The organism is Deltaproteobacteria bacterium HGW-Deltaproteobacteria-6 (genome assembly GCA_002840435.1).
Lineage (GTDB): Bacteria > Desulfobacterota > Syntrophia > Syntrophales > Smithellaceae > UBA8904.
Genome location: PHAT01000006.1, coordinates 86,187 through 107,674 on the forward strand (window position 1 = coordinate 86,187; position 21,488 = coordinate 107,674).

The 21,488-nt window shown below is 50.3% G+C and carries 16 protein-coding genes; 8 read left to right on the forward strand and 8 right to left on the reverse strand.

All coding sequences use genetic code 11. From position 1 onward, the window contains the following. Positions 1–78 precede the first annotated feature (78 nt). Both CVU71_14960 and CVU71_14965 read left to right on the forward strand, forming a co-directional pair. On the forward strand, positions 79–732 hold the full coding sequence (locus CVU71_14960) for a hypothetical protein (GenBank protein PKN17727.1): 654 nt from the start codon (positions 79–81) through the stop codon (positions 730–732). Between the two features lie 30 nt (positions 733–762). Next, positions 763–1,605 (forward strand): hypothetical protein, encoded by an 843-nt coding sequence (locus tag CVU71_14965; GenBank protein ID PKN17728.1) that lies wholly within the window; start codon positions 763–765, stop codon positions 1,603–1,605. A gap of 11 nt (positions 1,606–1,616) precedes the next feature. Here CVU71_14965 and CVU71_14970 read toward each other — a convergent pair whose 3' ends face one another. The 5 genes from CVU71_14970 to CVU71_14990 form a co-directional block, all read right to left on the reverse strand. Then, the gene (locus CVU71_14970) at positions 1,617–2,381 is read right to left on the reverse strand and encodes a 5'/3'-nucleotidase SurE (GenBank protein ID PKN17729.1); all 765 of its coding nucleotides are present in this window, start codon (positions 2,379–2,381) and stop codon (positions 1,617–1,619) included. 9 nt (positions 2,382–2,390) lie between these two features. Then, complete coding sequence (locus CVU71_14975; protein PKN17730.1) at positions 2,391–3,713, reverse strand: hypothetical protein; 1,323 nt, start codon at positions 3,711–3,713, stop codon at positions 2,391–2,393. A 108-nt stretch (positions 3,714–3,821) separates the two neighbouring features. After that, positions 3,822–5,735, reverse strand: a complete 1,914-nt coding sequence (locus tag CVU71_14980) for a molecular chaperone DnaK (protein PKN17731.1) — start codon at positions 5,733–5,735, stop codon at positions 3,822–3,824. Positions 5,736–5,747: 12 nt separating this feature from the next. Then, positions 5,748–6,368, reverse strand: a complete 621-nt coding sequence (grpE, locus tag CVU71_14985) for a nucleotide exchange factor GrpE (GenBank protein PKN17732.1) — start codon at positions 6,366–6,368, stop codon at positions 5,748–5,750. Between the two features lie 4 nt (positions 6,369–6,372). Next, positions 6,373–6,957: a phosphoheptose isomerase gene (locus CVU71_14990; GenBank protein ID PKN17733.1), complete on the reverse strand. Its 585-nt coding sequence runs from the start codon at positions 6,955–6,957 to the stop codon at positions 6,373–6,375. Positions 6,958–7,198: 241 nt separating this feature from the next. Between CVU71_14990 and CVU71_14995 the strand changes: the two genes are divergently transcribed. From CVU71_14995 to CVU71_15005, 3 genes are all read left to right on the forward strand, one after another. Beyond that, complete coding sequence (locus tag CVU71_14995) at positions 7,199–7,654, forward strand: Hsp20/alpha crystallin family protein (GenBank protein PKN17734.1); 456 nt, start codon at positions 7,199–7,201, stop codon at positions 7,652–7,654. Between the two features lie 21 nt (positions 7,655–7,675). Further along, positions 7,676–8,068, forward strand: coding sequence for a heat-shock protein Hsp20 (locus CVU71_15000; GenBank protein PKN17735.1), 393 nt, complete (start codon positions 7,676–7,678; stop codon positions 8,066–8,068). A gap of 197 nt (positions 8,069–8,265) precedes the next feature. Next, positions 8,266–8,760, forward strand: coding sequence for a molecular chaperone (locus tag CVU71_15005; GenBank protein PKN17736.1), 495 nt, complete (start codon positions 8,266–8,268; stop codon positions 8,758–8,760). 129 nt (positions 8,761–8,889) lie between these two features. Here CVU71_15005 and CVU71_15010 read toward each other — a convergent pair whose 3' ends face one another. Both CVU71_15010 and CVU71_15015 read right to left on the reverse strand, forming a co-directional pair. After that, on the reverse strand, positions 8,890–10,257 hold the full coding sequence (locus CVU71_15010; protein PKN17737.1) for a 2-hydroxy-acid oxidase: 1,368 nt from the start codon (positions 10,255–10,257) through the stop codon (positions 8,890–8,892). An 18-nt stretch (positions 10,258–10,275) separates the two neighbouring features. Then, positions 10,276–11,934, reverse strand: coding sequence for a hypothetical protein (locus CVU71_15015; GenBank protein PKN17738.1), 1,659 nt, complete (start codon positions 11,932–11,934; stop codon positions 10,276–10,278). Between the two features lie 60 nt (positions 11,935–11,994). Here CVU71_15015 and CVU71_15020 point away from each other — a divergent pair, with 60 nt between their 5' ends. Genes CVU71_15020 through CVU71_15030 form a run of 3 tightly spaced genes read left to right on the forward strand, consistent with a single transcriptional unit; the run spans position 11,995 to position 19,339 of the window. After that, the gene (locus CVU71_15020; protein ID PKN17739.1) at positions 11,995–13,287 is read left to right on the forward strand and encodes a hypothetical protein; all 1,293 of its coding nucleotides are present in this window, start codon (positions 11,995–11,997) and stop codon (positions 13,285–13,287) included. A 56-nt stretch (positions 13,288–13,343) separates the two neighbouring features. Next, positions 13,344–17,597, forward strand: coding sequence for a hypothetical protein (locus CVU71_15025; protein PKN17740.1), 4,254 nt, complete (start codon positions 13,344–13,346; stop codon positions 17,595–17,597). After that, entirely contained in the window at positions 17,585–19,339 is a 1,755-nt protein-coding gene (locus tag CVU71_15030; protein ID PKN17741.1) for a hypothetical protein, read from the forward strand. Before CVU71_15025 ends, CVU71_15030 begins: the two co-directional genes overlap by 13 nt. 161 nt (positions 19,340–19,500) lie before the next feature. Here the strand turns inward: CVU71_15030 and CVU71_15035 are convergent, their stop codons facing one another. Continuing rightward, positions 19,501–21,255 (reverse strand): hypothetical protein, encoded by a 1,755-nt coding sequence (locus CVU71_15035; protein ID PKN17742.1) that lies wholly within the window; start codon positions 21,253–21,255, stop codon positions 19,501–19,503. Positions 21,256–21,488 lie beyond the last annotated feature (233 nt).

Here is a 21,488-nt window from a genome sequence, read left to right on the forward strand (position 1 = left end):
GCATTATCCCGGAGGATTGTTTAGAAATCCTAATAACCGGAAGAAAATAACACCATACGTGAGGCGAGCAATAATTTTATGGCCCAAGAAGAAATTATTCATTATCCCAACGGAGCGGTGAAGGAAAAGAAACATCTGCTGGAAGGCAAGATGGACGGTGAATATACGGCGTTCTTTCCCAGCGGCCAGATCATGGCACAGCTCCATTTCAGCCGCGGCAAGAGGAATGGACCAGCCATCAGTTATTTTTCCAACGGGCAAGTTCGGGAAAAAGTAAACTTTATCAACAATAAGATGAACGGGCTCTATATTTCCTATTATGAAAATGGGCATGTGCGGGAAGAAGAGACTTATAAAGACGGGAAACTGCATGGTTCCTATCGTCGCTATTATAAAACAGGCGAATTAAGAGAAGAAGAGAATTTCGAAAACGGAAAGTTTGCGGGAGAGTACGTCTGCTATTATAAAAACGGACAGATTAAGGAAAAAGGACTATTTCAAAACGATAAACGCGAAGGCGACTATATCGCCTACTTTAAAAACGGGCAGATTAAAGAACAGGCAACTTATAAAAACGGCAATCTGGCGGGTAAATTCCTGACCTTTAACGAAGACGGTGTCCATATCGACATGGACGCAAGCGAAGAGGACGGACAGGCGCGCACTTGGAATGAAAAGGATGTAGCCAATTTACTGCATGACTTGACGCATTTTGATAAAAAGCAAAAATAATTGCTGTCTGCGTGCAAGGAGGTAGCCATCATGATCAAAACCATATTGATTCCGCTTGACGGCTCAACCAACAGCGGCATCGCTCTCGATTACGGAATCTATATTGCGCCGAAGCTTGAGGCAAGCCTTGCGGGACTGCATGTTATCGACGTATACCTTATTCAGGGACCGATGATGACTGAAATTTCATCAACCGTCGGCATGCCGCCGTCCTGTGACGGTTGTTTTGAGGCCGTCGAAACTTCTCTGAAAGAAAAAGCTGATCGATTATTGAAGGATTTCGAGAACCGCTGCAAAACGGCGGGCATCGCCTGTGAAACGAAAAAAAATATCGGCAAAATAAGCGATACCATCATCGAAGAAGCAAAAAACGCCGATTTAATTTTGATGGCTAAAAAGGGGGAACACTTCCATCCGAAGGAAGGCGGGTTGATCGGATCGGTTGCTGAAACCGTTATTCGCCGTTCAGGAAAACCCGTTATGGTCATTCCGAAGTCATTTCGTGAGATCGAAAGCATGGGACTCGCTTACGACGGCAGCGCTCCGGCCAGAAAGGCGCTGGAGTTGTCTCTGAACCTTTCTGAGAAAGCCAAATGGCCGATCACCGTCCTCATTATCAGCACCGATGCACAAAAAGCGGCCGATTTATCCGCGCAGGTTGACGATATGGCTCAACAAGGCCTGGCAGACTGTGAAGTGATTATTTTCTCAGGCCGTGAATCAGACGAAATCCTCAAATTTATCAGGGAAGGATCGGTGGAGTTGATGGTCATGGGCGCCTACGGCCATAACCGTCTGCGTGAATGGCTATTGGGCAGTACGACGTCTCACATCATCCAGAAAAGTCCCATACCGGTGCTGCTGATACGCTGATGGCATGAAATTTAGAAGTCACTGCCGCCAATCAGATTCTGAAGCCCGTTGATCAGCTCATACCGAGTCAGATCATATTGAATCGGTGTAATGGTCACATAGCCCTGCGCCAGAGCGCCGATATCAGTCTGTAAATCTTTATCGGCGGTTATCTTTTCACCGGAGATCCAGTAATAAACATTATCCCGCGGATCGATGCGTTTTTCAAACGTCTCGATAACGTTGCCCTTGCCCTGCCTCACCACGACAACTCCCTTTATTTTTTCTTCAGGCAGGCAGGGAATATTTACATTGAACGCGCTGCCCTGTAACAATTTATTGGACTTAATCAACCGCACCATACGGCGGGCAAACCGGGCGGCAAAAGTAAAATCCGCCTCCCGGTGGGTATCGAGAGACACCGCCACGGATGTTACGCCCATCATTGCCGCTTCCGTGGCAGCCGAAACGGTTCCGGAGTAAATCAAATTGTTTCCGCAGTTGGAGCCCCGGTTAATCCCGGAAACCACCAGATCCGGCATTTGCGAGGCCAGTTCCTTGATGCCGATTTTCACGCAATCCGCCGGCGTCCCGTAAACGGCATACCCCAGAAAGTTGCCGCCTTTAGTTGCGCTTCGAACCATGAGGGGTCTGAATAAAGTGATGGCATGACCGACTGCGCTCTGCTCGATCTCCGGCGCAACAATCAAACAATCCGCCTCCTTCGACAGTTCCTCGTACAAAGCGCTTAAACCGCGCGCATAAATCCCATCATCGTTTGTCAAAAGAATTCTCATCCTATTTTCCTATTTTACCTGTTCAATTTTCCCGTTTTGAACTTTCAGAATAAATGCATCTTTTTGAGCAACGCGGCTGCCATGAAAAGAAATGGTCCCGGTCACCCCGCGAAAACCCTGAACCGCCGAGAGGGCCTTTATAAATTCAGCGCGAGTTTTAATTTCCCCGTTTTCCAGAACACCTAAGACCAATCCCATCGTATCGTAAGACAGAGCGTCAATCGTGCCAGGATCACGACTGTACGCTGAATAATAAATATCCACAAAATCGTTGGTTTCCGGCAGGATCCCGTTCACCAGAAAGCTGTCCGCAAAAACAGCTCCCTCCAGATACTCGGCACCTTTCTTCAGTAAATCAGATGAATGCCATAAACTGGTTCCTAGTAATCTCACAGCTTTGACATCATAAAATGCAAGCTGAGATGCAATCATCTTCACCCGCAGCGGTGAATCCGGAATAAACAGTGCTTCAAAGCCCACAGATAATTTGCCTTGAGATTCCTCCGTCGCGGTATGAACTTTCTCTGAAACTCCGAATTTGTTTCCTGTAAGCTTTTTAATTTGTTCTGTAAAATCAGTTTGTCTTTTACCGTAAGGAATGGCTTGATCTATCTTGCCGCCTGCTTTTTTGATTTCATTGCGGAAGAGACGAACCATTTCCTCTCCGTAATCATCCTGAGGGTAAAGAACGGAAAAAATCGCTATGTTGAAGGTGTCGAAGGCATATTTCGTTAAGGCCTGAATCTGCTGGGTTGGCGTCAGAAAATGCTGGAATACATACTCGCCAATTTCCGTGACACCCTCTTTGGAGGCAATCAAAATCAGCGGCACCTGCCGCCTCTGGGCCTCAATGGCGGCAACGTTTGCTTCCGCTGTGCCGGCAATGACTATAATCGCGATCACTTTTGCATCTGCCAAACAGGCAACCGCTTCTTTTATTCCCTCCGGAGTTTCACCGGAATCAGCCACAACGATTTTCCACGGCGAGACAGAACGTTGATTGAATATTTTTGCCGACAATAAAACGGCGTCGAGCGCCTTGTTTCCCGCATCAGCAAAACGGCCAGTCAAAGGGAAAATACATCCGACAGCATTACGATTGACCGGATCAGCAAGCGGGGCAAGCACCGGCGGCTTGATTTCCTGTTGTTTAACAGCGGGAGGCTTAATGCCAGATGACTTGTTTTCAAACGCAGACAAAGGTTTTTTAATGGTTTTCACTTCAGCCGCTGCTACGCTTTTAATGGCAATTCCATACCCTTCCACCCGATTCATAAAAAAAACGGTCAGGAACAAGATGGGTATTAAAGCCAACAGGCGAGCATTCTTCATCGTGCCTCCTCGATAATCTTGAGGAATTGTATAATATTTTTCAGGACAGGTCGATGTAAAAAAGCCCGAAACCGCGTAATACGATTTCGGGCTTTTGATATGAATAATTTACTTTTTTACTTCTTCAAAATCCGCATCAACGACGTCGTCGTCTTTTTTGCCGGAAGACTGATCAGCGCCTGCGGCTCCCGCGCCGCCTCCCGTACCCGGTCCGCCGCCCGTTTTGGCATACATGGCTTCCGCCAGTTTGTGAGATACATTCATCAATTCATCCTGAGATTTTTTAATTGCTTCCAGATCGTCGCCTTCCAGCGCTTTTTTCACCTTGGCGATAGCTTCTTCGATCTTGGCTTTCTCCGCTGCATCCACTTTATCGCCAAATTCCTTAACATTCTTTTCAACCGAATACACCAGCGAATCAGCGTGGTTTCTGGCTTCAATCAGCTCCTTGCGACGTTTGTCTTCTTCAGCATGCGCCTCTGCATCGCGAACCAGTTTTTCAATTTCCGCTTCAGAAAGCCCGCTGGACGCTGTAATCTTGATGCTCTGCTCCTTGCCCGTGCCCAGGTCTTTGGCGTTGACATGTACAATGCCGTTGGCATCGATATCAAACGTCACTTCAACCTGAGGCACACCGCGCGGTGCGGGGGGAATGCCCACCAACTCAAAGCGTCCCAGCGTCCGGTTGTCTGCAGCCATCTGTCGTTCACCCTGCAGAACATGGATACTAACGGCAGGCTGATTATCTGCGGCTGTCGAGAAAATCTGACTTTTCTTGCTGGGAATTGTCGTATTCTTCTCAATGAGCCGGGTCATGACGCCACCCAGAGTTTCAATGCCCAGTGAAAGCGGTGTCACGTCCAAAAGCAGGACATCTTTGACGTCGCCCGCCAGCACACCGCCTTGAATTGACGCACCAACGGCCACCACTTCATCCGGGTTGACGCCCCGGTGCGGTTCCTTACCGAAAAGCTCCTTCACTTTTTGCTGAACGCGCGGCATGCGGGTCATCCCGCCAACCAGAATCACTTCGTCAATATCTTTAAGCGAAAGATTGGCATCTTTCAAAGCGGTCTGACAGGGACCAACGACTTTATCAATTAAATCCTCTACCAGCGATTCGAGTTTCGCGCGGGTAAGCTTGATATTCATATGTTTGGGCCCTGAGGCGTCCGCTGTAATAAACGGCAGGTTGATGTCCGTTTCCATCGTTGTGGAAAGCTCCATCTTCGCCTTTTCCGCCGCTTCCTTCAGACGCTGCAACGCCATTTTATCGGTGCGCAGGTCAATGCCCTGATCCTTCTTGAATTCGGCGACCAGATAATCCATGACACGCTGGTCGAAGTCTTCACCGCCCAGATGCGTATCGCCATTGGTTGATTTCACTTCGAAAACGCCCTCGCCCAACTCGAGAATTGAAATATCAAAAGTACCGCCGCCCAAATCGAACACGGCGATTTTCTCGTCTTTCTTTTTGTCCAAACCATAAGCCAGCGCCGCAGCAGTCGGTTCATTAATGATACGCAACACATTCAGACCGGCAATCTTGCCCGCGTCTTTGGTCGCCTGACGCTGAGAGTCGTTAAAGTATGCCGGAACTGTGATGACGGCATCCGTTACTTTTTCACCCAGATAGTCTTCTGCGGTCTGCTTCATCTTCGTCAGAATCATCGCCGAAATTTCGGCCGGCGAATAATTTTTGCCACGCACAGTCACCTGAGCGTCGCCATTCGCCGCTTCGGTGATTTTGTATGCGGATATCTTCACGTCGTACTGAATTTCCTTAGAATTGTATTTTCTGCCGATCATTCTTTTGACGGCGTAGACCGTATTTTCCGAATTGGTGATCGCCTGTCTTTTGGCCACCTGACCGACCAGACGTTCACCGCTTTCCGTAATGGCAACAACAGACGGTGTGGTGCGGTTGCCTTCCTGATTAGCAATAACAACAGGGTCGCCGCCTTCCATAATCGCCACGCATGAGTTCGTCGTTCCTAAATCTATTCCGATAATTTTTCCCATTTTTATTCCTCCTTATTCTCCATTGGCATCATTTATTTCACATCCATTATTTTCTTTGGTCTTTTTGCATACACAAACTCTCGACGGCCGAATCAACCTGCCGTTGAGCAAATAACCTTTTTCAATTTCACTGACAACCTGATTATCCCGATGATCCGAACTATCCATTTGCATCAGAGCCTCGTGGAAGTTGGGATCAAAATCCGCGCCGGCGCTTTCGATTCTCTCCACGCCATGTTTTTTTAAACAGCAAAGCAACTGATCCTGAATCAGTGCAATGCCGGACTTGAACGCCTGTGCGTCGTTGCTGTCAGCATGCTCCAACGCCCGATCAAGGCTGTCCAGAAAAGGCAGAATATCCTTAATCACATCCTCTTTGCCGTATTTAATAATATCGGCTTTATCCCGCGCCGCCCGCTTCTTGAAGTTATCAAGTTCGGCGACAGCCCTGAGATAACGTTCATAATTATCCTTGGACTCTTTTTCCTTCGTTGCGAGCGCTTCTTTTAATTCACTTAATTCACCATGCTCCAAGGTAACTGTTTCCTCTGCGGTCTCGGCCGCTTCAGAAGCATCCACCTTTATTTTTTTGTCATAATGATCTTTTTTCGTTTTCACTCCCACTCCTGCCACTCTTTTATTTTAAATCCGGTTTCTGGAATAATTTAATATCCACTAATTCGCAAACTGCATGCCCGGCCGTGATATGTGCTTCCTGAATGCGCGCCGTGCTGTTTGATGACACGTTCAACGAATAATCAGCCGTTTGTGCTATAGAGCCGCCATCCTTGCCGGTAAAAGCCAGTGTGACCAGCCCCATCTTCTTAGCCTGTTCGAGGCCTTTCAGCACATTGGGTGAATTTCCGCTGGTGCTGATACCCCACGCCACGTCGCCTTGCTGACCCAGCGCACGGATTTGCTTGGCAAATATTTCCGAGAAATCATAATCGTTACCTATAGAGGTAATAACGGAAGTATCCGTTGTCAATGCAATAGCGGGCAACGGTGGCCTTTCGATGATAAAGCGGTTGACAAATTCCGCAGCCAAGTGTTGCGCGTCTGCTGCAGAACCTCCATTGCCGAAAATCATGATTTTATTTCCGGCCTTAAGAGCCGCTGTTAAAACCTCAATAACACTGACCAGCTTGCCGAGATTATCATTGATAAAAGCTTCTTTGACTCTGCAGCTTTCCTTGAACAATTTGACAATATGATCTTTCATAATAGCTTTTCCTTGTTCCTTTAAAAACCATTGCTTAAAGCGCGCATAATATAAGAACGCGGGTATGGTGTGTCAAGGGCATCAGGCTGTTTTTTCTCCCTCTTTTCCCTTTAATCACCATCTGCTGCAAGCAGAGATATGGACATGGCTGCCGTTTCTCTTGACAAGATAATTTTCATTCATATATTTAGCTCGAAACAGTAAAATAAGCAATAAGAGCAGTAGCTTACAATAATTTTTCATGAAAGGAGGAAAGTTTATGTTCAATCCAAGTTTATGGAGAATCAGAAGATTTTCCGACGCTATGCCGGAAATGCTGAACCTGCAGAGGGAAGTGAACCGGCTTTTTTCCAATGTCGGGCAAAAGTCACCTCAGGATTATCCCGCAGTCAACATCTGGGAAAAAGACGGAATTGCAGTGGTCACAGCGGAACTGCCCGGAATAGATCCTGAAAAAATGGATATTTCCGTCCTCGGTGATGTTGTAACCTTGTCAGGCACAGCTTTGCAGGAGACTTTCACTCAGGGCGAAACTTATCTTCGCCAGGAAAGAGGCATCGGGAGCTTCAAACGTAATATCCAACTCCCGTTTCAGGTTAACGCGCAAGCGGTGGAAGCCAGGTATGAAAAGGGAATTTTAACGGTTATGTTGCCCAGAATCAAAGAAGATTTACCCAAGAAGATTAAGATTCAATAGATGGAAAGGAGGTGTGATTCCATGGTGGAAAAAGATATGCAGAAAACAGAAAACGTGTCGGCCACAGAACGTATCCGCAACGTCAAGACTTTTGTGCCGCGCGTGGACATTTATGAAAATAAAGATTCTCTCTTTTTGTTAGCTGATATGCCGGGCGTTGATGACAAGACGGTTGATATTGAACTGGAAAAAAATATTTTGACTATCACCGGACGGGTTGAAAACGGCCGGATCAAGGATGCAACAATGATGTATTCAGAATATGAAATCGGAGATTATGAAAGGGTGTTTACGCTATCGGAAGAAATTGACCACGATAAGATTGTTGCAACCGTAAAGAACGGCGTCTTGCGACTGGAACTTCCGAAAGCAGAAAAAGTGAAACCGAAAAAAATCGCCATCAAGGCGGCGTAGAAAGATTCAGAGTTCACGGTTTACGAGATACAAACGACGAAATACGAACGACGAAATTTGAGATACCACCCTGAGGGTGGCAAGCGAACAACGATTAAATCTTGAATGTACAAGCCCCGCCTCCGGCGGGATAATCCAACCAGCAAGCTTCAGCGCACTTCGTTGCTGAAGCTTGGGTTTCATAGGAGGATATGATTATGAGAATAAAAAATCTATTGCCGGCAGTGCAAAGACCTGCGGGAAGAGATGACGATCATCCCTTCTATTCTTTGCAGCGCCAGATGAATAGTTTGTTTGATGATTTCTTCACCGGATTTGATGTTGCGCCACGCGGACTTGCGTCGGGGAAATTCGGTTCTTTCATGCCGTCCCTTGACGTCAAGGAAAGTGATAAAGAGTTTACCATTCGTGCGGAACTTCCCGGCGTCGAGGAAAAGGACATTGAGGTCACCGTAACCAGCGAAGCGGTAACGATCAAAGGTGAAAAGAAGGAGGAAAAAGAAGACAAGGGGAAAAACTATTATTACATGGAACGATCCTATGGTTCTTTTAACCGCGTGATTCCGCTCTCCACTGAAACGGAAGCCAATAAAGCGGAAGCCAGCTTTAAAAACGGCGTCTTGAATGTCACAATTCCAAAAAGCCCGTCAGCAAAAAACAAAGGGACTAAAGTCCCGATTAAAGCGGCCTAACCCGAAACCAAACCGCCGTCCTTCTTTGGAAGGGCGGCGGTTTTTTTGTCATGAACTTTTTTGATTTGAACGCTTTATTGCCAATGACTCGCCAATAGCCTGCTGCACTCTTCATCATTAGATTTTGACTCACGGAAAAAATTTCCCGGGATTAAACAGATTCTCCGGATCCAGCAATGCCTTAAGGCGCTTCATGAAAAGAAGGCTTTCACCATGCTCTGTTTTCATAAAACAGCTTTTGCCGATGCCGATGCCGTGCTCACCGGTGCAGGTGCCTTCAAATTCCAGCGCCTTCATCACAATGTTCCTGCTTGCTTCCTCCACCCGGTTCCAGCGTTTTTTATCCTGCGGATCATCCATGACATGGACATGAATATTGCCGTCGCCTGCGTGTCCGAAAAGATACGCGGTCAGATCCTGAACTTCCTTTTTGCTGAAATCCACCATCTCGCTGTAGCGGGACAGCGGCACCGCCACATCCATAATTAACGGGGAAAGACCGATGTGAAAACGTTTGATGGACTCATAGGTTTGATGCCGGATTTCCCAAAGACGCGCCCGTTCCTCAGAGCCGATTCCCTTGTCAATGGAAAGAGCGCCGCTTTGCTGACAAATCTCTTCCACAAAATTCATTTCTTCGGCAAGTCCCTGTTTACTGTATCCGGAAAATTCCATGAGCAGCGTGGGATTTTCTTCAAGCGTCAGCCCGCGGTCGCAATTAAGCACATGGACGACATTGGCATCCAGAAATTCCATGGCGGCAGGCGCAAGGCCCGCACGCATAATCTGATACACCGTCGTCGTGGCGTCAAGAACCGTGGGAAAGGTTGCCCGCACAGCCATAAAGTTCGCCGGCAGGCCGACCAGTTTTAATGTGGCTTCGGTGACAATGCCCAGCGTTCCTTCCGATCCGGTAAAGAGAGCCGGAAGATTGTAACCGGACGAACTTTTTCGCGCGCGGTTGCCCACGCGGATGACGTCGCCATTGGGCAGGACAACCACCAGCCGCATAATGTAATCCTTGGTTGCGCCGTATCTGACTGAACGGATGCCGCTGGCGTTGTTGCCGATCATGCCGCCTATGGTGGCCGCGGCTCCGGGGTCCGGAGGGAAAAAAAGACCCTCATGGACCAGCGCCAGGTTGAGTTCCTTATAAATCACGCCGGCCTGAACATCCGCCTGAAAATCTTCCGGACGGACGGCGATGATTTGGTTCATTTCATTAAAATCGATAACCATACCGCCTTGCACCGGAATGGGGTTTCCTTCCAGGCTGGTTCCGGCGCCCCAAGCGACAACCGGCACTTTGTTTTGATAAGCCCAGGCGACAAGGCGGCTGACTTCCTCGGTCGTGTGGGGCCACACGACGACATCGGGAAGAGACGGGGCATGAAACGATTCATCATGGGAATGCAGGTTGAGGACTGATTCGCCGGCTGAAACCCGGCGGTCATCCAAAATGGTTTTCAATGCAGTTAGATCAATTGTTCTTGTCAACGTGGCTCCTTAGTTTAATCACTTCCCGAGCTGACGCACCAGGCGCAAGCCGATGCTCTTGAAACCATTGGCCGGGTTGAAGTTAAAGCGTATGGTTGTCCGGCAATCCCTGGCGCGGTCAAGCCAGCATCCCCCGCGCAGCACCCGGTCAGTCCCATCATTGGGGCCGCGGGGATTATCTCTCGCACTCTTCTGGTAATAGGCCTCCGCGTACCAATCGCCGGTCCATTCCCAGACATTGCCCGACATATCGTAGAATCCCAGGGCATTAGGCTTCTTCAGCCCCGCCGGATGCGTCTTGTCCCCTGAGTTGTCATCGTACCAGGCAAAGTCGCCTAGTTTGCCTTCACTGCTGGTCCCCGCCCATTTCACCATTTTTCCCCCGTCGCGGGCGGCATATTCCCATTCCGCCTCCGTGGGCAGGCGGTAAGTCTGACCGGTCAATCCGTTCAGTTCCGCGATAAAGGACTGAACGTCCGTCCATTTCACGTTCTCCACAGGACATTGGTCCCCACAGGCTTTGAAGTGGGAAGGGTTTGCTCCCATTACTTTCTTCCACTGCCCCTGAGTAACTTCGTATTTGCCAAGATAGAAGCTGTCCAGACAAACCTCATGAACGGGCTTTTCGGAAGGCAATCCGTCGCCCAGACCGTCACCCATCTGGAAACAACCTCCATTAACCAGGATAAAATCCATTCCGGTAACCGCATCCCTGAAGGCGGCCTGCTCGGAAGACGACCGATCCTGGGCTGGCCTGGCTTCTGTAGCACCTTTGTACCCGCTGTCGGCCATATCCCTTGACGTGCCTGTCTTTGTAGAACTACCATGCAGGAAGAAAAAATCCCCTTCCAGGGATGACAATTCCCAGGGCACCTGTTTACCGGCCGTTTCCTGGCCCAGCTTGTGACGGACGTTTTTAAAAACCTGCTCGATCGTCAGGCCCGGTTCTTTCATGAATTGCATCAGAGCGGCGGCAAAGGGGCTGTTGCGTCCGTCTCCGTCCAGCGCTACCTGCCCCGGTCCTGTGGAATAAGAAATATAGGTCCCCGTGGGGGCGCTGCCGACAATAGCCAGGCCACGGGAAGCAGAACGAAACTGCCTGGAGAAGGGATTGTCCCGGCAGGCGTCAAGAATCACGATATTCATGCCGTTGGCGGCATTGGCCATCTCATCGAGAATTCTCCCCGCATCCACAGCCTCGTATTTGATATCCGACTCCTTGTCTATTTTGGCTCCGATGGGAACAAGGTAGTTGACGCCGCCCGCCTGAAGTCCATGTCCGGCAAAATAGAAAAGACCCACTCCGCCTTTTTTCAGACGACCGCCGAAATCCTGGATGCTTTCTTCCATCTCTTTGAGATTAACGTTCTTCTTGAGAATGACCGTGAAGCCGAGTTTCTGGAGGGAAACGGCCATGTCGGAGGCGTCGTTGGCAGGATTTTTCAAGGGTGAAAACCCGTAAACGGCATTGCCGATGACCAGAGCCAGACGTTGCTCGGCGGCGGCATCCCCATGAGGGACCATGAGACAGATCAAAATGAAAAGGAACAGGGTGTACGACTTCAAAAAAGCATGCATAGATTGTCTCCATTCCAAGCGTCCGGCATGGATGTTTCTATACTCCAAAATGAAATGAAATCCCATCAGAAATGTGTTAGTAATCAAGCGGTACCTCATACCGGTCCGGATTGTCCGCGTGAGATGATTTCCGTTTTAATCAATGCAAGGGAGCCCTCGATGGATGTAATCTTTAAACCCGATAGAACAAAAATAAAGGCAGACGAAACTTGGAAGCCTTCTGCAATGACTCTGGTCAGCATTTTCCTTCTGCTGCTCCTCAGCTTGATCCCGGGCTGTACGACCAGGATCGTCTCCCGGCCGGCCGACAACAGCATTCCCGCCACGGGCATCGCCTATTATCTTCCCGCCACGGAACTTTCCTACGTCATGACGTTTCGCCTGGTAAACTGCCGGGGTGCCGTTGAGATTATAGATACCGCCATTGAACAGCGGGTGGTCCCCGACAGGGGTACAGGGGCCTATCTGATCGATTCATCCCATTTCAGCAATCTCTCCAAGACCATCCCTCTGGCCAGGATTTCCATCTCCAACGGTCTCCTGACCAGCATCAGCTACGACGCAAAAGACAACACGGCGGAAATCATCAAGGGTGGCGCCACCCTCGTGAGCGACGTGATAACAGGCGTTTCTTCGCTGAATGTGTCCTCTCTTCTGGGAGGGGCGATGACCATGCTGGCGAGCAGCCGTTCCCTCAAACAGGATCAGCTGGTGCGTTCCTTTCAATTAAACCAGTCAGCGCAAAAGGGAGAAGCACCGGACCAGGGCATCTGCAATCAGGCCACCGAAGATGTCATAAGCGAATACGGCGTTCTCCAGCAGCATCTGAAAACCGTCAAAAACAAATTATATAAAGCGGAAGGCCAACTGGCTGAAACGGGAAACAACGCGGCAGACAGGATTTCGGCCATGGAAGATATCATCAGGAAAACGAAGGAGCGTATCGCCGAACTGGACCGGCACCTTACCCTGCAATACCGCAAACCGCTGATCGTCGAATCGGGAAAATGCGACAGCTTCGGGGATATCACGCTCGATGGCGCTCCTTTTACAAAATGGTTCGGAGACAAGGGCAACAATGACCGATTCCGGAAACAGTTTCAGGCGTGGATCGAAGATAACAAACTGTCCTATACCATCAGTAAATGCAATGTTCCGGTAAAGGGACCGGAAAAAACGGAAAAGGCCGAAGGGCTGTATTACAGGATACCGGCCGAGTGCAGACTGGAAATCACCCGGGATACCCTTGTTTCGGCAAACCCGGTGGAGTTGATGCAGTGCGGCAGACTGGCCGCCGTAGAAATCACCAACGGTGCTTTCCAGAACAACTCGCACCGGCTGGAATTCGATCCCGTTTCGGGAGAAATCAAATCATTTGAGTTCAGGGACAACGCGGCCCGCGCATCAGAAGCGATAAGCGGCGCGTCTGATGCAGTCAAGGCGGCAAAATAGCAACAGCCAACCCGGAAGGAACCATCAAACCCAAGCATCTTCTCAGGAGGCATCCCGTGATCGTTTCGCAGAAGTACCGGCATTTTATTTTACAGTCCATTTTTATTATGGCGCTGATCATTTTTTTGTCCATCCCTATCCCCGGTTACGGTGCGCCCTATGCTAGCGAATGCACGGAGGCCAATACTCTCAAGCCGGACGTCAGCGGCAATGATCTGGAAATCAAGGGGGGAGAGGTCAAATGCGTCGGAACCGGAATTTACAACTACGGATTTGTCAATATTCACGGCACCATTGGCAATGATGGAAAACCGACGGCGGAAGGGAAGCTGATCTTCAAGGATGAAAAAAATATTCATTTCTGGACCAGATCAATCCTGGTGGAAAACGGCGGAAGCCTGATTGTCGGATCGGAGGATAAACCGATCAGCAACAATACCGTGACAATCCATCTCTACGGCAAGGATGCCGACAACGGCATCACCTGCAAGACAACGAGCAGCGGGAACGATCCTGACCTGATCTGCGGCGTCCCGCGAACGCAATGGTCAAAGGGTGACCAAAGCCCGTATAAGTTGCCTGCGGGTATTGAAGACTATTTTTACCCATACAAGAAGCTTCCCACCGACGACAATTTAGCGGAGCGGGCCTACTTCGGCCGCAAGGTAATCGCTCTTTCCTACGGCGGAACGATCCAGATGTTCGGAAAAAAAGGGGCCACCTACGAGAGCGATTTAAGTTCGTTGAATCCGATGGACGTCGATGCCTCCCGCGTATTTCTTTACAACAAACCCCTGACCAGAGGTGCTTCCCATTTTGACATTGACCGGGTCATCGATTGGGAAAAAGGACATCCTGTACTTTTCATGGATAAGGGCTCCGGAAAATACGAGGTTCGGAAGCTAAAAGAAATCACTGTTTCCAAGGGCGCAAATGACTTTCACACCAGTATCATGATCGAAGAGGGATTGACCGAAAACATCAGTACAGAAGGAGGCTATATTATCCTTCTCCACAACTCCGGCACAAGCTGGGCCAGGCTTGCGGACAACCTCCCCGCTCAAACCGCGCCGCAGACGCTTACCCTGGACAGGGATGTTGACTGGCAGAAAAATGATCAGATCGTGGTGACGACAACCGACTACCTGCCCGGCCACTCCGAAGAGCTCACCATTAGCGATAAAACCGATGGAAGAAAAATCACCATCAATAATGAGATTAAATATCCGCATAACGGCAAAAAGTATTCCCTGGCCGGGCATAATATCCCCGATCGCCTGAAGAATGCCGGATTCAGGATTGAAGAAGTGGAAACAAGGGCGGCCGTTGCTCTGCTCACAAGGAATATCCGGATTATTTCTGAAGGCGATAATTATCAGACACAACTTCCGAATGACAGTTACTTCGGCGGCCACACGATTATCCGCCAGGGATTTGCCAAATTTCAGATGCAGGGGGTGGAATTCCAGAAGCTTGGTCAGGGCGGCCGCATGGCCCACGCGCCCGTCAATTTCCATTTAACGCGGGAAGTTCCGGATGGAACCTTTGTCAAAGACTGTTCGATCAACGAGTCGATGACCCACTGGATCGAACTGAGGGGAACACAAAAGGTGCGCCTGGAGAGGAATGTCGGCTGGAAATCAATTGGCCACGGATACTATCTTGCAGACGGCACCGAGGCGGATAATGTCTTCATGGCCAATATCGGCATCCATGCCCGGGCCGCCGTGGACAGCGATCAGAATCCCCGCAAAGTCCCGGGTGTCATGGCCATGACATCGAATGAAACCCCGCCGCCCGGAGCGCAATTGCAGCAGTACGCAAGCGATATCATGCACCCTTCCGTGTTTCAGATCACGAACGCCTGGAATACGTTCGATCACAACATGGCGGCGGGCGCCGGAACTTGCGGAGCGTGTTACTGGATCGTGCCTTCCCGGATCAGCGGTCTTTCTTCTGACATGACCTGGTCGGGTTACGCCGGCATTCAAAATCCCGGAGTAAAGCGCGATCAGCCCTATGGCAAGGCGCCGCTCAAATCTTTCCGCGGAAACTTCTGCTCCACCGCCCAGTATTCACTGATCACCGTCGGCGACACCGCCACATGCAACGGCGTCGTCATGGATTTTAAAGATGGCAACAAAAGTTATAAATTGCAGCCGATTCTCAACCCGTTCGCTCAGAGCTATTATGACCAGAAACCCACACTGTATCCGGATACCAGCAATTTCGCCAATTACACACCGGCGCTGTGCGACGGGAAAGTTTGTGATCAATCCGTCTGCCTTCAGGGAAATACCGACAAATGCCCGGTCAGCGTCATCGATTCCTACACATCGTCTTTCCACTGGGCACAGCAGAATTTTGCGGCGATCTGGCTTCGAGCCAACTGGTTTTTAGTGACCGACAGCGCACTCACCGATGTGTTGAACGGCGGATTGACCATGGTGTCGGGCGGCAGCTACGATCAGGTCATCAACGGCTACTGGGCCCTGACGCGCAACAGCGTCTTTATCGGAAACACACAGCCATGGGATCCTGCCAAAAAAGAAAATCCCGGCAACGCTTATGCGTCACCGGCCGGTCCCTTCAATAAGTACCCCAAAGGGCTGGAATGCGCCTATTCACCGGACAGAGGTTACTGCCTGTCCAAGGCGGAGGGAATTTCCATGCCCATCGATACATTCGGCGTTTATCAGCGTCTCTATAATATTTACGATGGTCCCGTTTACCAGGAAAACAACGCCTATCTGCAGATCAGGAAGCTCCCCGTGGACAAATGCGGCAAGGGCCAATGCGACAGCCAGTATATGTACGGCTCGGGGTACCGGGCGATGAGCATTCCCAGGGCCCAGGAGGACCCGTATAAAGGCCAGTGCATTCTGCCCAACGCGGCCATCGGCTGGAAACAGCCCAACGGATTTTACTATCCCCCCGCTTTCCACTCACGGAATCTTTTTTTCGACAAGGTGGACCTGCGCCACTATATCATTGTGCCGCTCTTTAAACCGGGCACAGCCGAAGTCAATGAAAGCTGGGTCGAACGCGACTACTGCTATTATCCGGGGATAAAATCCGAACTCTTTGCCAAAGACTTTACCGATGTCGATCGTCAGACGGAACTCAACGACAACGACGGTTCACTGGCCGGGCTTGCCGGCGCGCAGAGCCTTCCCTATGCGGATTTCGAAGGCACGATCTCAGTGAACAAAGATAAATTCTTTCTGGCGCCCACCCTGACTATGGAATGCGGCTCCGATCAGACCTGTTTTCAGGCGCCTTTCGACTATGTAACGGCCGTCGTTTATCCGAACCAGTTTCAGGAGGGTTCCGGGGATGACTATTGCAAGGACAACACCTGGTGCAACTCGTGCGATCAGCGCAACTGCTACGGTGTACCGATTTACCGGCAGTATTACACCGCCGAAGAAGAAAAGGATGGAAAGAAGAAAGATCCCGGACAAAGCATCCGCATGATGGGAGCAGGTATCTGGCAGCGCAGCACCCTGATTGCCAACCTGGGAAAATACTATATCGATACCGCCGTCAGCCGGGACACCCAGGTCAAAGGCACGCCTCGCTATGGGGATCCAACCAAGATCTTTCACAACCTCAGCGTCTTCGAAAAAAATAAGAGCTACAACTTTTTCCTGCTGTACGCCAAACCGTCCACACGCGTGACCTTCCAGATCTACGTCGGGAGTGATCCGAATTTTTCCGGCGCCGCCAATGTCCGGATGGTAAGGGTAGGCACAAAAGTTAAGGATGGTGAGGATGAAGTCGTCGTTCTGCGGGGCAATAAGCTCAATTTCACACCCGTGGATTTCTGGCCGACCAACTGGAGCAGATCATACAATAGCGACAAGGGCATTCTGGAAGTCACCATGGATATGGGATTTGGTCAGGGTCAGGACGACAAAACCAAGCAGCTTGCCGATGCCTTTGGCAACCAGGCGAAAAAGGAAACCTGCAAACCCAAGTCCTTTTGCAGGTGGGATGCCAATCTGAATAAGTGCTGCGCGGCGGCCAACAAAAATGATTGTGACGACTCTGTATGCAGCTGGGCAAATAAAGCCCTCGACTGCCCGAGCGGCGGCTGCCTGGGATTCCAGGTGACCTTTCCGGACAAATTTGAAGCCAGTGATATAACGGGCGGGGCAAACCGGCCCGATCCCGAGCCTTATCCCGCCAAAGACTGGAGCGTCGGCTGGAAATACGCCGATAAAATATATGACGGAGACCTCAAGTCCTGCACCTATTCCGACATGAACAAACCGGAACAGGTGACACCTGATTTATGGAAAGAGTGAAGAACTGCCGCCGCAACGCGATGAAGAAACGATGTTTCAGGAAAACAAAGAAAGCCCGCCACTGTGCCGGCGTGATGCTCATTGCTTTTTGCATGGGGCTGGTGGTAGCGGCTATTCTTTCAGCACCCCTGCTCGAAGCACGGGGAACCGCTACCATCTCTGGTGTGGCGGAAGACGAGAGGGGGCCGGTAGCCGGGGCGCGGGTTCGCGTGCAGGGAACACAGAATGTGGCCGTGACCGACGGAGCCGGCTGTTTTATCCTATCCGGCATTCCGGCGGAAAAAGCTTTCAACGTCACCGCCTGGAAGGAAGGATACTACAGCGCGCTTCTTAAGGATGTGAAAGCCCCGAAAGATGGGATTCGCCTGATGCTGGTTCGTTATCAGATCAATGACAACCCCCACTATGAGTGGATTCCTCCAGAAGGCCCCAAAGGAAGCTGTGCGGAATGCCACCCTGCCATAACCAAAATGAGCCTCAACGACCCGCATCTGAAAGCGGCGGTCAATCCCCGCTTTCTCACCATGTATTACGGAACGGATGTGGAGGGGAATCAAAGTCCGCTCACCCGCTATGAAAAGGGAACGGCCTTCAGCCTCTGGGGCAATGCCACCGTCCCGCGCCGTCCCGATACTTCCAGACCTTATTACGGCCCCGGGTTTCAGCTTGATTTCCCGGGCGTCGCCGGGGATTGCAGTTCGTGTCACATTCCCGGTGCATCCATCGGCAAAAACGTGGACCCGCAATCGGTAAAGGGACCCGACCGGCATGGCGTGCATTGCGATTTCTGCCACAAGGTGGGCCATGTCCGGCTTGATCCTCAATCCCTGCTGCCTTTCGCCAATATGCATGGCGTCCACAGCATGAAGGTCAAGCGTCCCTTCCCGAATGACCCGAAAAGACCCCAACTCTTCTTTGGCACCTTCGAAGATGTCAACGCGTCCGAAGGGGATACCAACCTTCCTGGGCTCAGGGAAAGCAAATACTGCGCTGCCTGCCACTATGGAGGTTTCTGGGATACGCTTATTTACAACTCTTACGGAGAGTGGCTCATGAGCCCCTATGCCGATCTGAAATCGGGAAAGGCCAGAACCTGTCAGGAATGCCACATGCCTTCGCCCACCCTTTACCAGGGCAAACCGCTGACCAATATTGCACCGGGCAAAGGAGGGATCGAACGCGACCCTGCCGCGATCCACAACCACAACATGACCGTGGACGCCGAGCTCCTGCGGAATGCTCTGACGATGAAAGCATGGGCAAAGATGCAGGACGGCAAAGCGGCCGTTACGGTAACCTTGACCAATGACAAAACGGGTCATCATGTCCCCACGGATTCCCCGCTCCGCCATCTGATCCTGCTTATCGAGGCAAAAGATTCACGGGGAAAGCTGCTGAAACTACAGGCGGGCCCTGTACTGCCCGAATGGTGCGGTACCGGGAAAGGAAAGCAGAACCACTACAGCGGACTTCCCGGTAAAGCTTACGCCAAAGTCCTCAAGGAAAAATGGACGGATGTTTTCCCGACGGGCGCCTACTGGAATCATACGGAGTTGGTCAGTGACAACCGTCTGGCAGCCTTTTCCAGCGACACCGGCACCTACGCCTTTGATCCGCCGAAAAACGGCAAAGTTCAAATCACCGTGACACTCCTCTACCGCCGCGCTTTCATCCAGTTGATGGAGCAGAAAAAATGGGATGTTCCGGATATCATCATGGCCCGGCAGAAGCTGACGATCTAGGGTCTGCTGTTAAGGAAAAGAGGTTCATCCGGTTGATGCGACCTTTTATCTCTTTCAGCTACCAACAAACACTGAACTCTTGTTTATGGAATTGCAGATTAACAAAAGAAAGGTGCGGGTCAATCCAGCACCGATAAAATATCACCAAATGATCGAATAATCTATCTTATGGAACGCACCGGAAGGACCGGGGCGACAAAGTGATCTCTGCCGAGCCAGCCCTGTTTTCCATCGATAAAATTGAAGTAAGCGGCTTCGGAACCGCGTGTGTCCGACGTCCAGACACTACCGGACGATAACCCAATCAATTCAGTTAAGTTCAAAGAAAATCCCCCTGGGGATTTATATCTTTTGCTTTCGTCGTAGAGGCTCTTCAGTTCGTCCGTCGCCGGCAACCGCCAGTCTTTGTAACTGCCCCCAGGGAAAGTCTCGCAATAACGCTTGGCGTCCTTCCAGTAGATGGGATTAGAATTATCGTGCGCTCTCCACATTAGCCCCGTTTTTGTGTCCGTAATGGTCCCATTTCCATTATCAATGAAACGGATTTCCTGCTTGTCTTGCACCGAACGCACCGGCAGTGCCCGACCGTTTAAAGAGTGGAAATACCAGGCTCGTGAGCCACGATGGAAATTGAAATAGGCAGCATCAGAACCGCGTGTTTCTGATGCCCAAGTCGCTGTACATGTAAGACGAATCAATTCCGTCAAATGAACATCAAAACCGCAGTCAGACATATAAGATTTAGACAAGTCATACAACCCCGCCAGTTCATCTTGCGTCGGCATTCGCCAGTTCCTATAACCACCACCACGGTAGTTCTCGCAGTAAATTTTAGCGGGCTGCCGGTTAATATTTGATCCATTATCGTTCATTGCCCACATCAGATTCGTTTTCGTATCCAGAACCGTCCCATCGTCGTAAGCAATGAATCTGCTGTCCCTGCTGATCTCTTTAGGTCCTGTCGCAGTCAGTGACTGGATTGCAGTAATCTGTTTTCTCTCCGCTTCGATCTTCCGCTTTTCATCGTTCAGAGCTTTCTTTTGTTCAAGCAGTTCCTTTTCTTGCCGTAGTTTCTCCTTCTCCGATTCAAGCTTTGTCTGTTTGACTCGCAACTCATCGACGGGGCTGGCTTTTACTCCAGCAATACCAGTGGACTGGCTGCTCTGCCCCGGAACGAAGAAAAACTTCCCTTCGAGTGATGACAACTCCCATGGGACCTGCCCGGTCTCCTTGCGCAGTTTTCGCCGTACACCCTTAAAAACATCCTCAATGGCCAAACCCGGTTCCTGCACATATTGAAGCAGAGCTTTTGTGTATGGGCTGTTTCTCCCTTCTCCGTCACTCGCGACCTGACCGGGGCCGGTGGAATAGGAAATGAATGTACCAGCCGGCGCAGAGCTCACAATAGCAAGACCACGGGTAGCGCTGCGAAAACTCTTTCCGAAGGGATTGTCACGGCAGGCATCCAGCAGCACGATGTTCAGGCCATTGTTGGCGTTCTCCATCTCGGCGAGGACACGTCCGGCATCAAAGGCTTTGAACCGGACATCCGATTCCTTGTTGATTTTAGCCCCTATGGGAATTAGGTAGTTGACGCCATTCACTTGAACTCCATGTCCGGCATAGTAGAAAAGGCCCACGCCACCTCTCTTCAACCGGTTCCCGAAGTCCTCGATGGCGTCCTCCATTAACTCAAGATTGGCGTTCTTCTTCAGGATGACCTTGAAACCGAGTTTCTGGAGTGCTGCAGCCATATCCGTAGCATCGTTAACTGGGTTTTTTAGGGGGCCGGAACTGTAAGTGCTGTTGCCGATGACCAGAGCGGTACGCTGTTCAGCCACTGCCAGCAAGCAATTTGGACTTAATAGGGTTAGTATGAATAGGATAAGGAAGATTCTTATCGACATGGCCTGCATATAACTATCCTCCTGCTTAACAAAGGGATACTTCTTAATACTTCAACCGTTGTAAAATGGCAATTAGATGTTAAATATTTCCGATCGAAGTCATTTGTTTCCATTTAATCTTACATTTTACTCGCTTTCAGGAAGTACGCAAGAACCGGATGAACCGGGCAAGATATCAAAAATGAGGGCATGCGATCCGGCCTGATAATTTTCTCAACACATCAGATACGATTTCAATCAGA

Excerpts from the sequence above, each read along its gene's own strand:
- CVU71_14960 (PKN17727.1), top strand. The coding sequence starts at position 79 with ATGGCCCAAGAAGAAATTATTCATTATCCCAACGGAGCGGTGAAGGAA.
- CVU71_14965 (PKN17728.1), top strand. The coding sequence starts at position 763 with ATGATCAAAACCATATTGATTCCGCTTGACGGCTCAACCAACAGCGGC.
- CVU71_14970 (PKN17729.1), bottom strand. The coding sequence starts at position 2,381 with ATGAGAATTCTTTTGACAAACGATGATGGGATTTATGCGCGCGGTTTA.
- CVU71_14975 (PKN17730.1), bottom strand. The coding sequence starts at position 3,713 with ATGAAGAATGCTCGCCTGTTGGCTTTAATACCCATCTTGTTCCTGACC.
- CVU71_14980 (PKN17731.1), bottom strand. The coding sequence starts at position 5,735 with ATGGGAAAAATTATCGGAATAGATTTAGGAACGACGAACTCATGCGTG.
- CVU71_14990 (PKN17733.1), bottom strand. The coding sequence starts at position 6,957 with ATGAAAGATCATATTGTCAAATTGTTCAAGGAAAGCTGCAGAGTCAAA.
- CVU71_14995 (PKN17734.1), top strand. The coding sequence starts at position 7,199 with ATGAAAGGAGGAAAGTTTATGTTCAATCCAAGTTTATGGAGAATCAGA.
- CVU71_15000 (PKN17735.1), top strand. The coding sequence starts at position 7,676 with ATGGTGGAAAAAGATATGCAGAAAACAGAAAACGTGTCGGCCACAGAA.
- CVU71_15005 (PKN17736.1), top strand. The coding sequence starts at position 8,266 with ATGAGAATAAAAAATCTATTGCCGGCAGTGCAAAGACCTGCGGGAAGA.
- CVU71_15015 (PKN17738.1), bottom strand. The coding sequence starts at position 11,934 with ATGAGGTACCGCTTGATTACTAACACATTTCTGATGGGATTTCATTTC.
- CVU71_15020 (PKN17739.1), top strand. The coding sequence starts at position 11,995 with ATGGATGTAATCTTTAAACCCGATAGAACAAAAATAAAGGCAGACGAA.
- CVU71_15030 (PKN17741.1), top strand. The coding sequence starts at position 17,585 with ATGGAAAGAGTGAAGAACTGCCGCCGCAACGCGATGAAGAAACGATGT.
- CVU71_15035 (PKN17742.1), bottom strand. The coding sequence starts at position 21,255 with ATGCAGGCCATGTCGATAAGAATCTTCCTTATCCTATTCATACTAACC.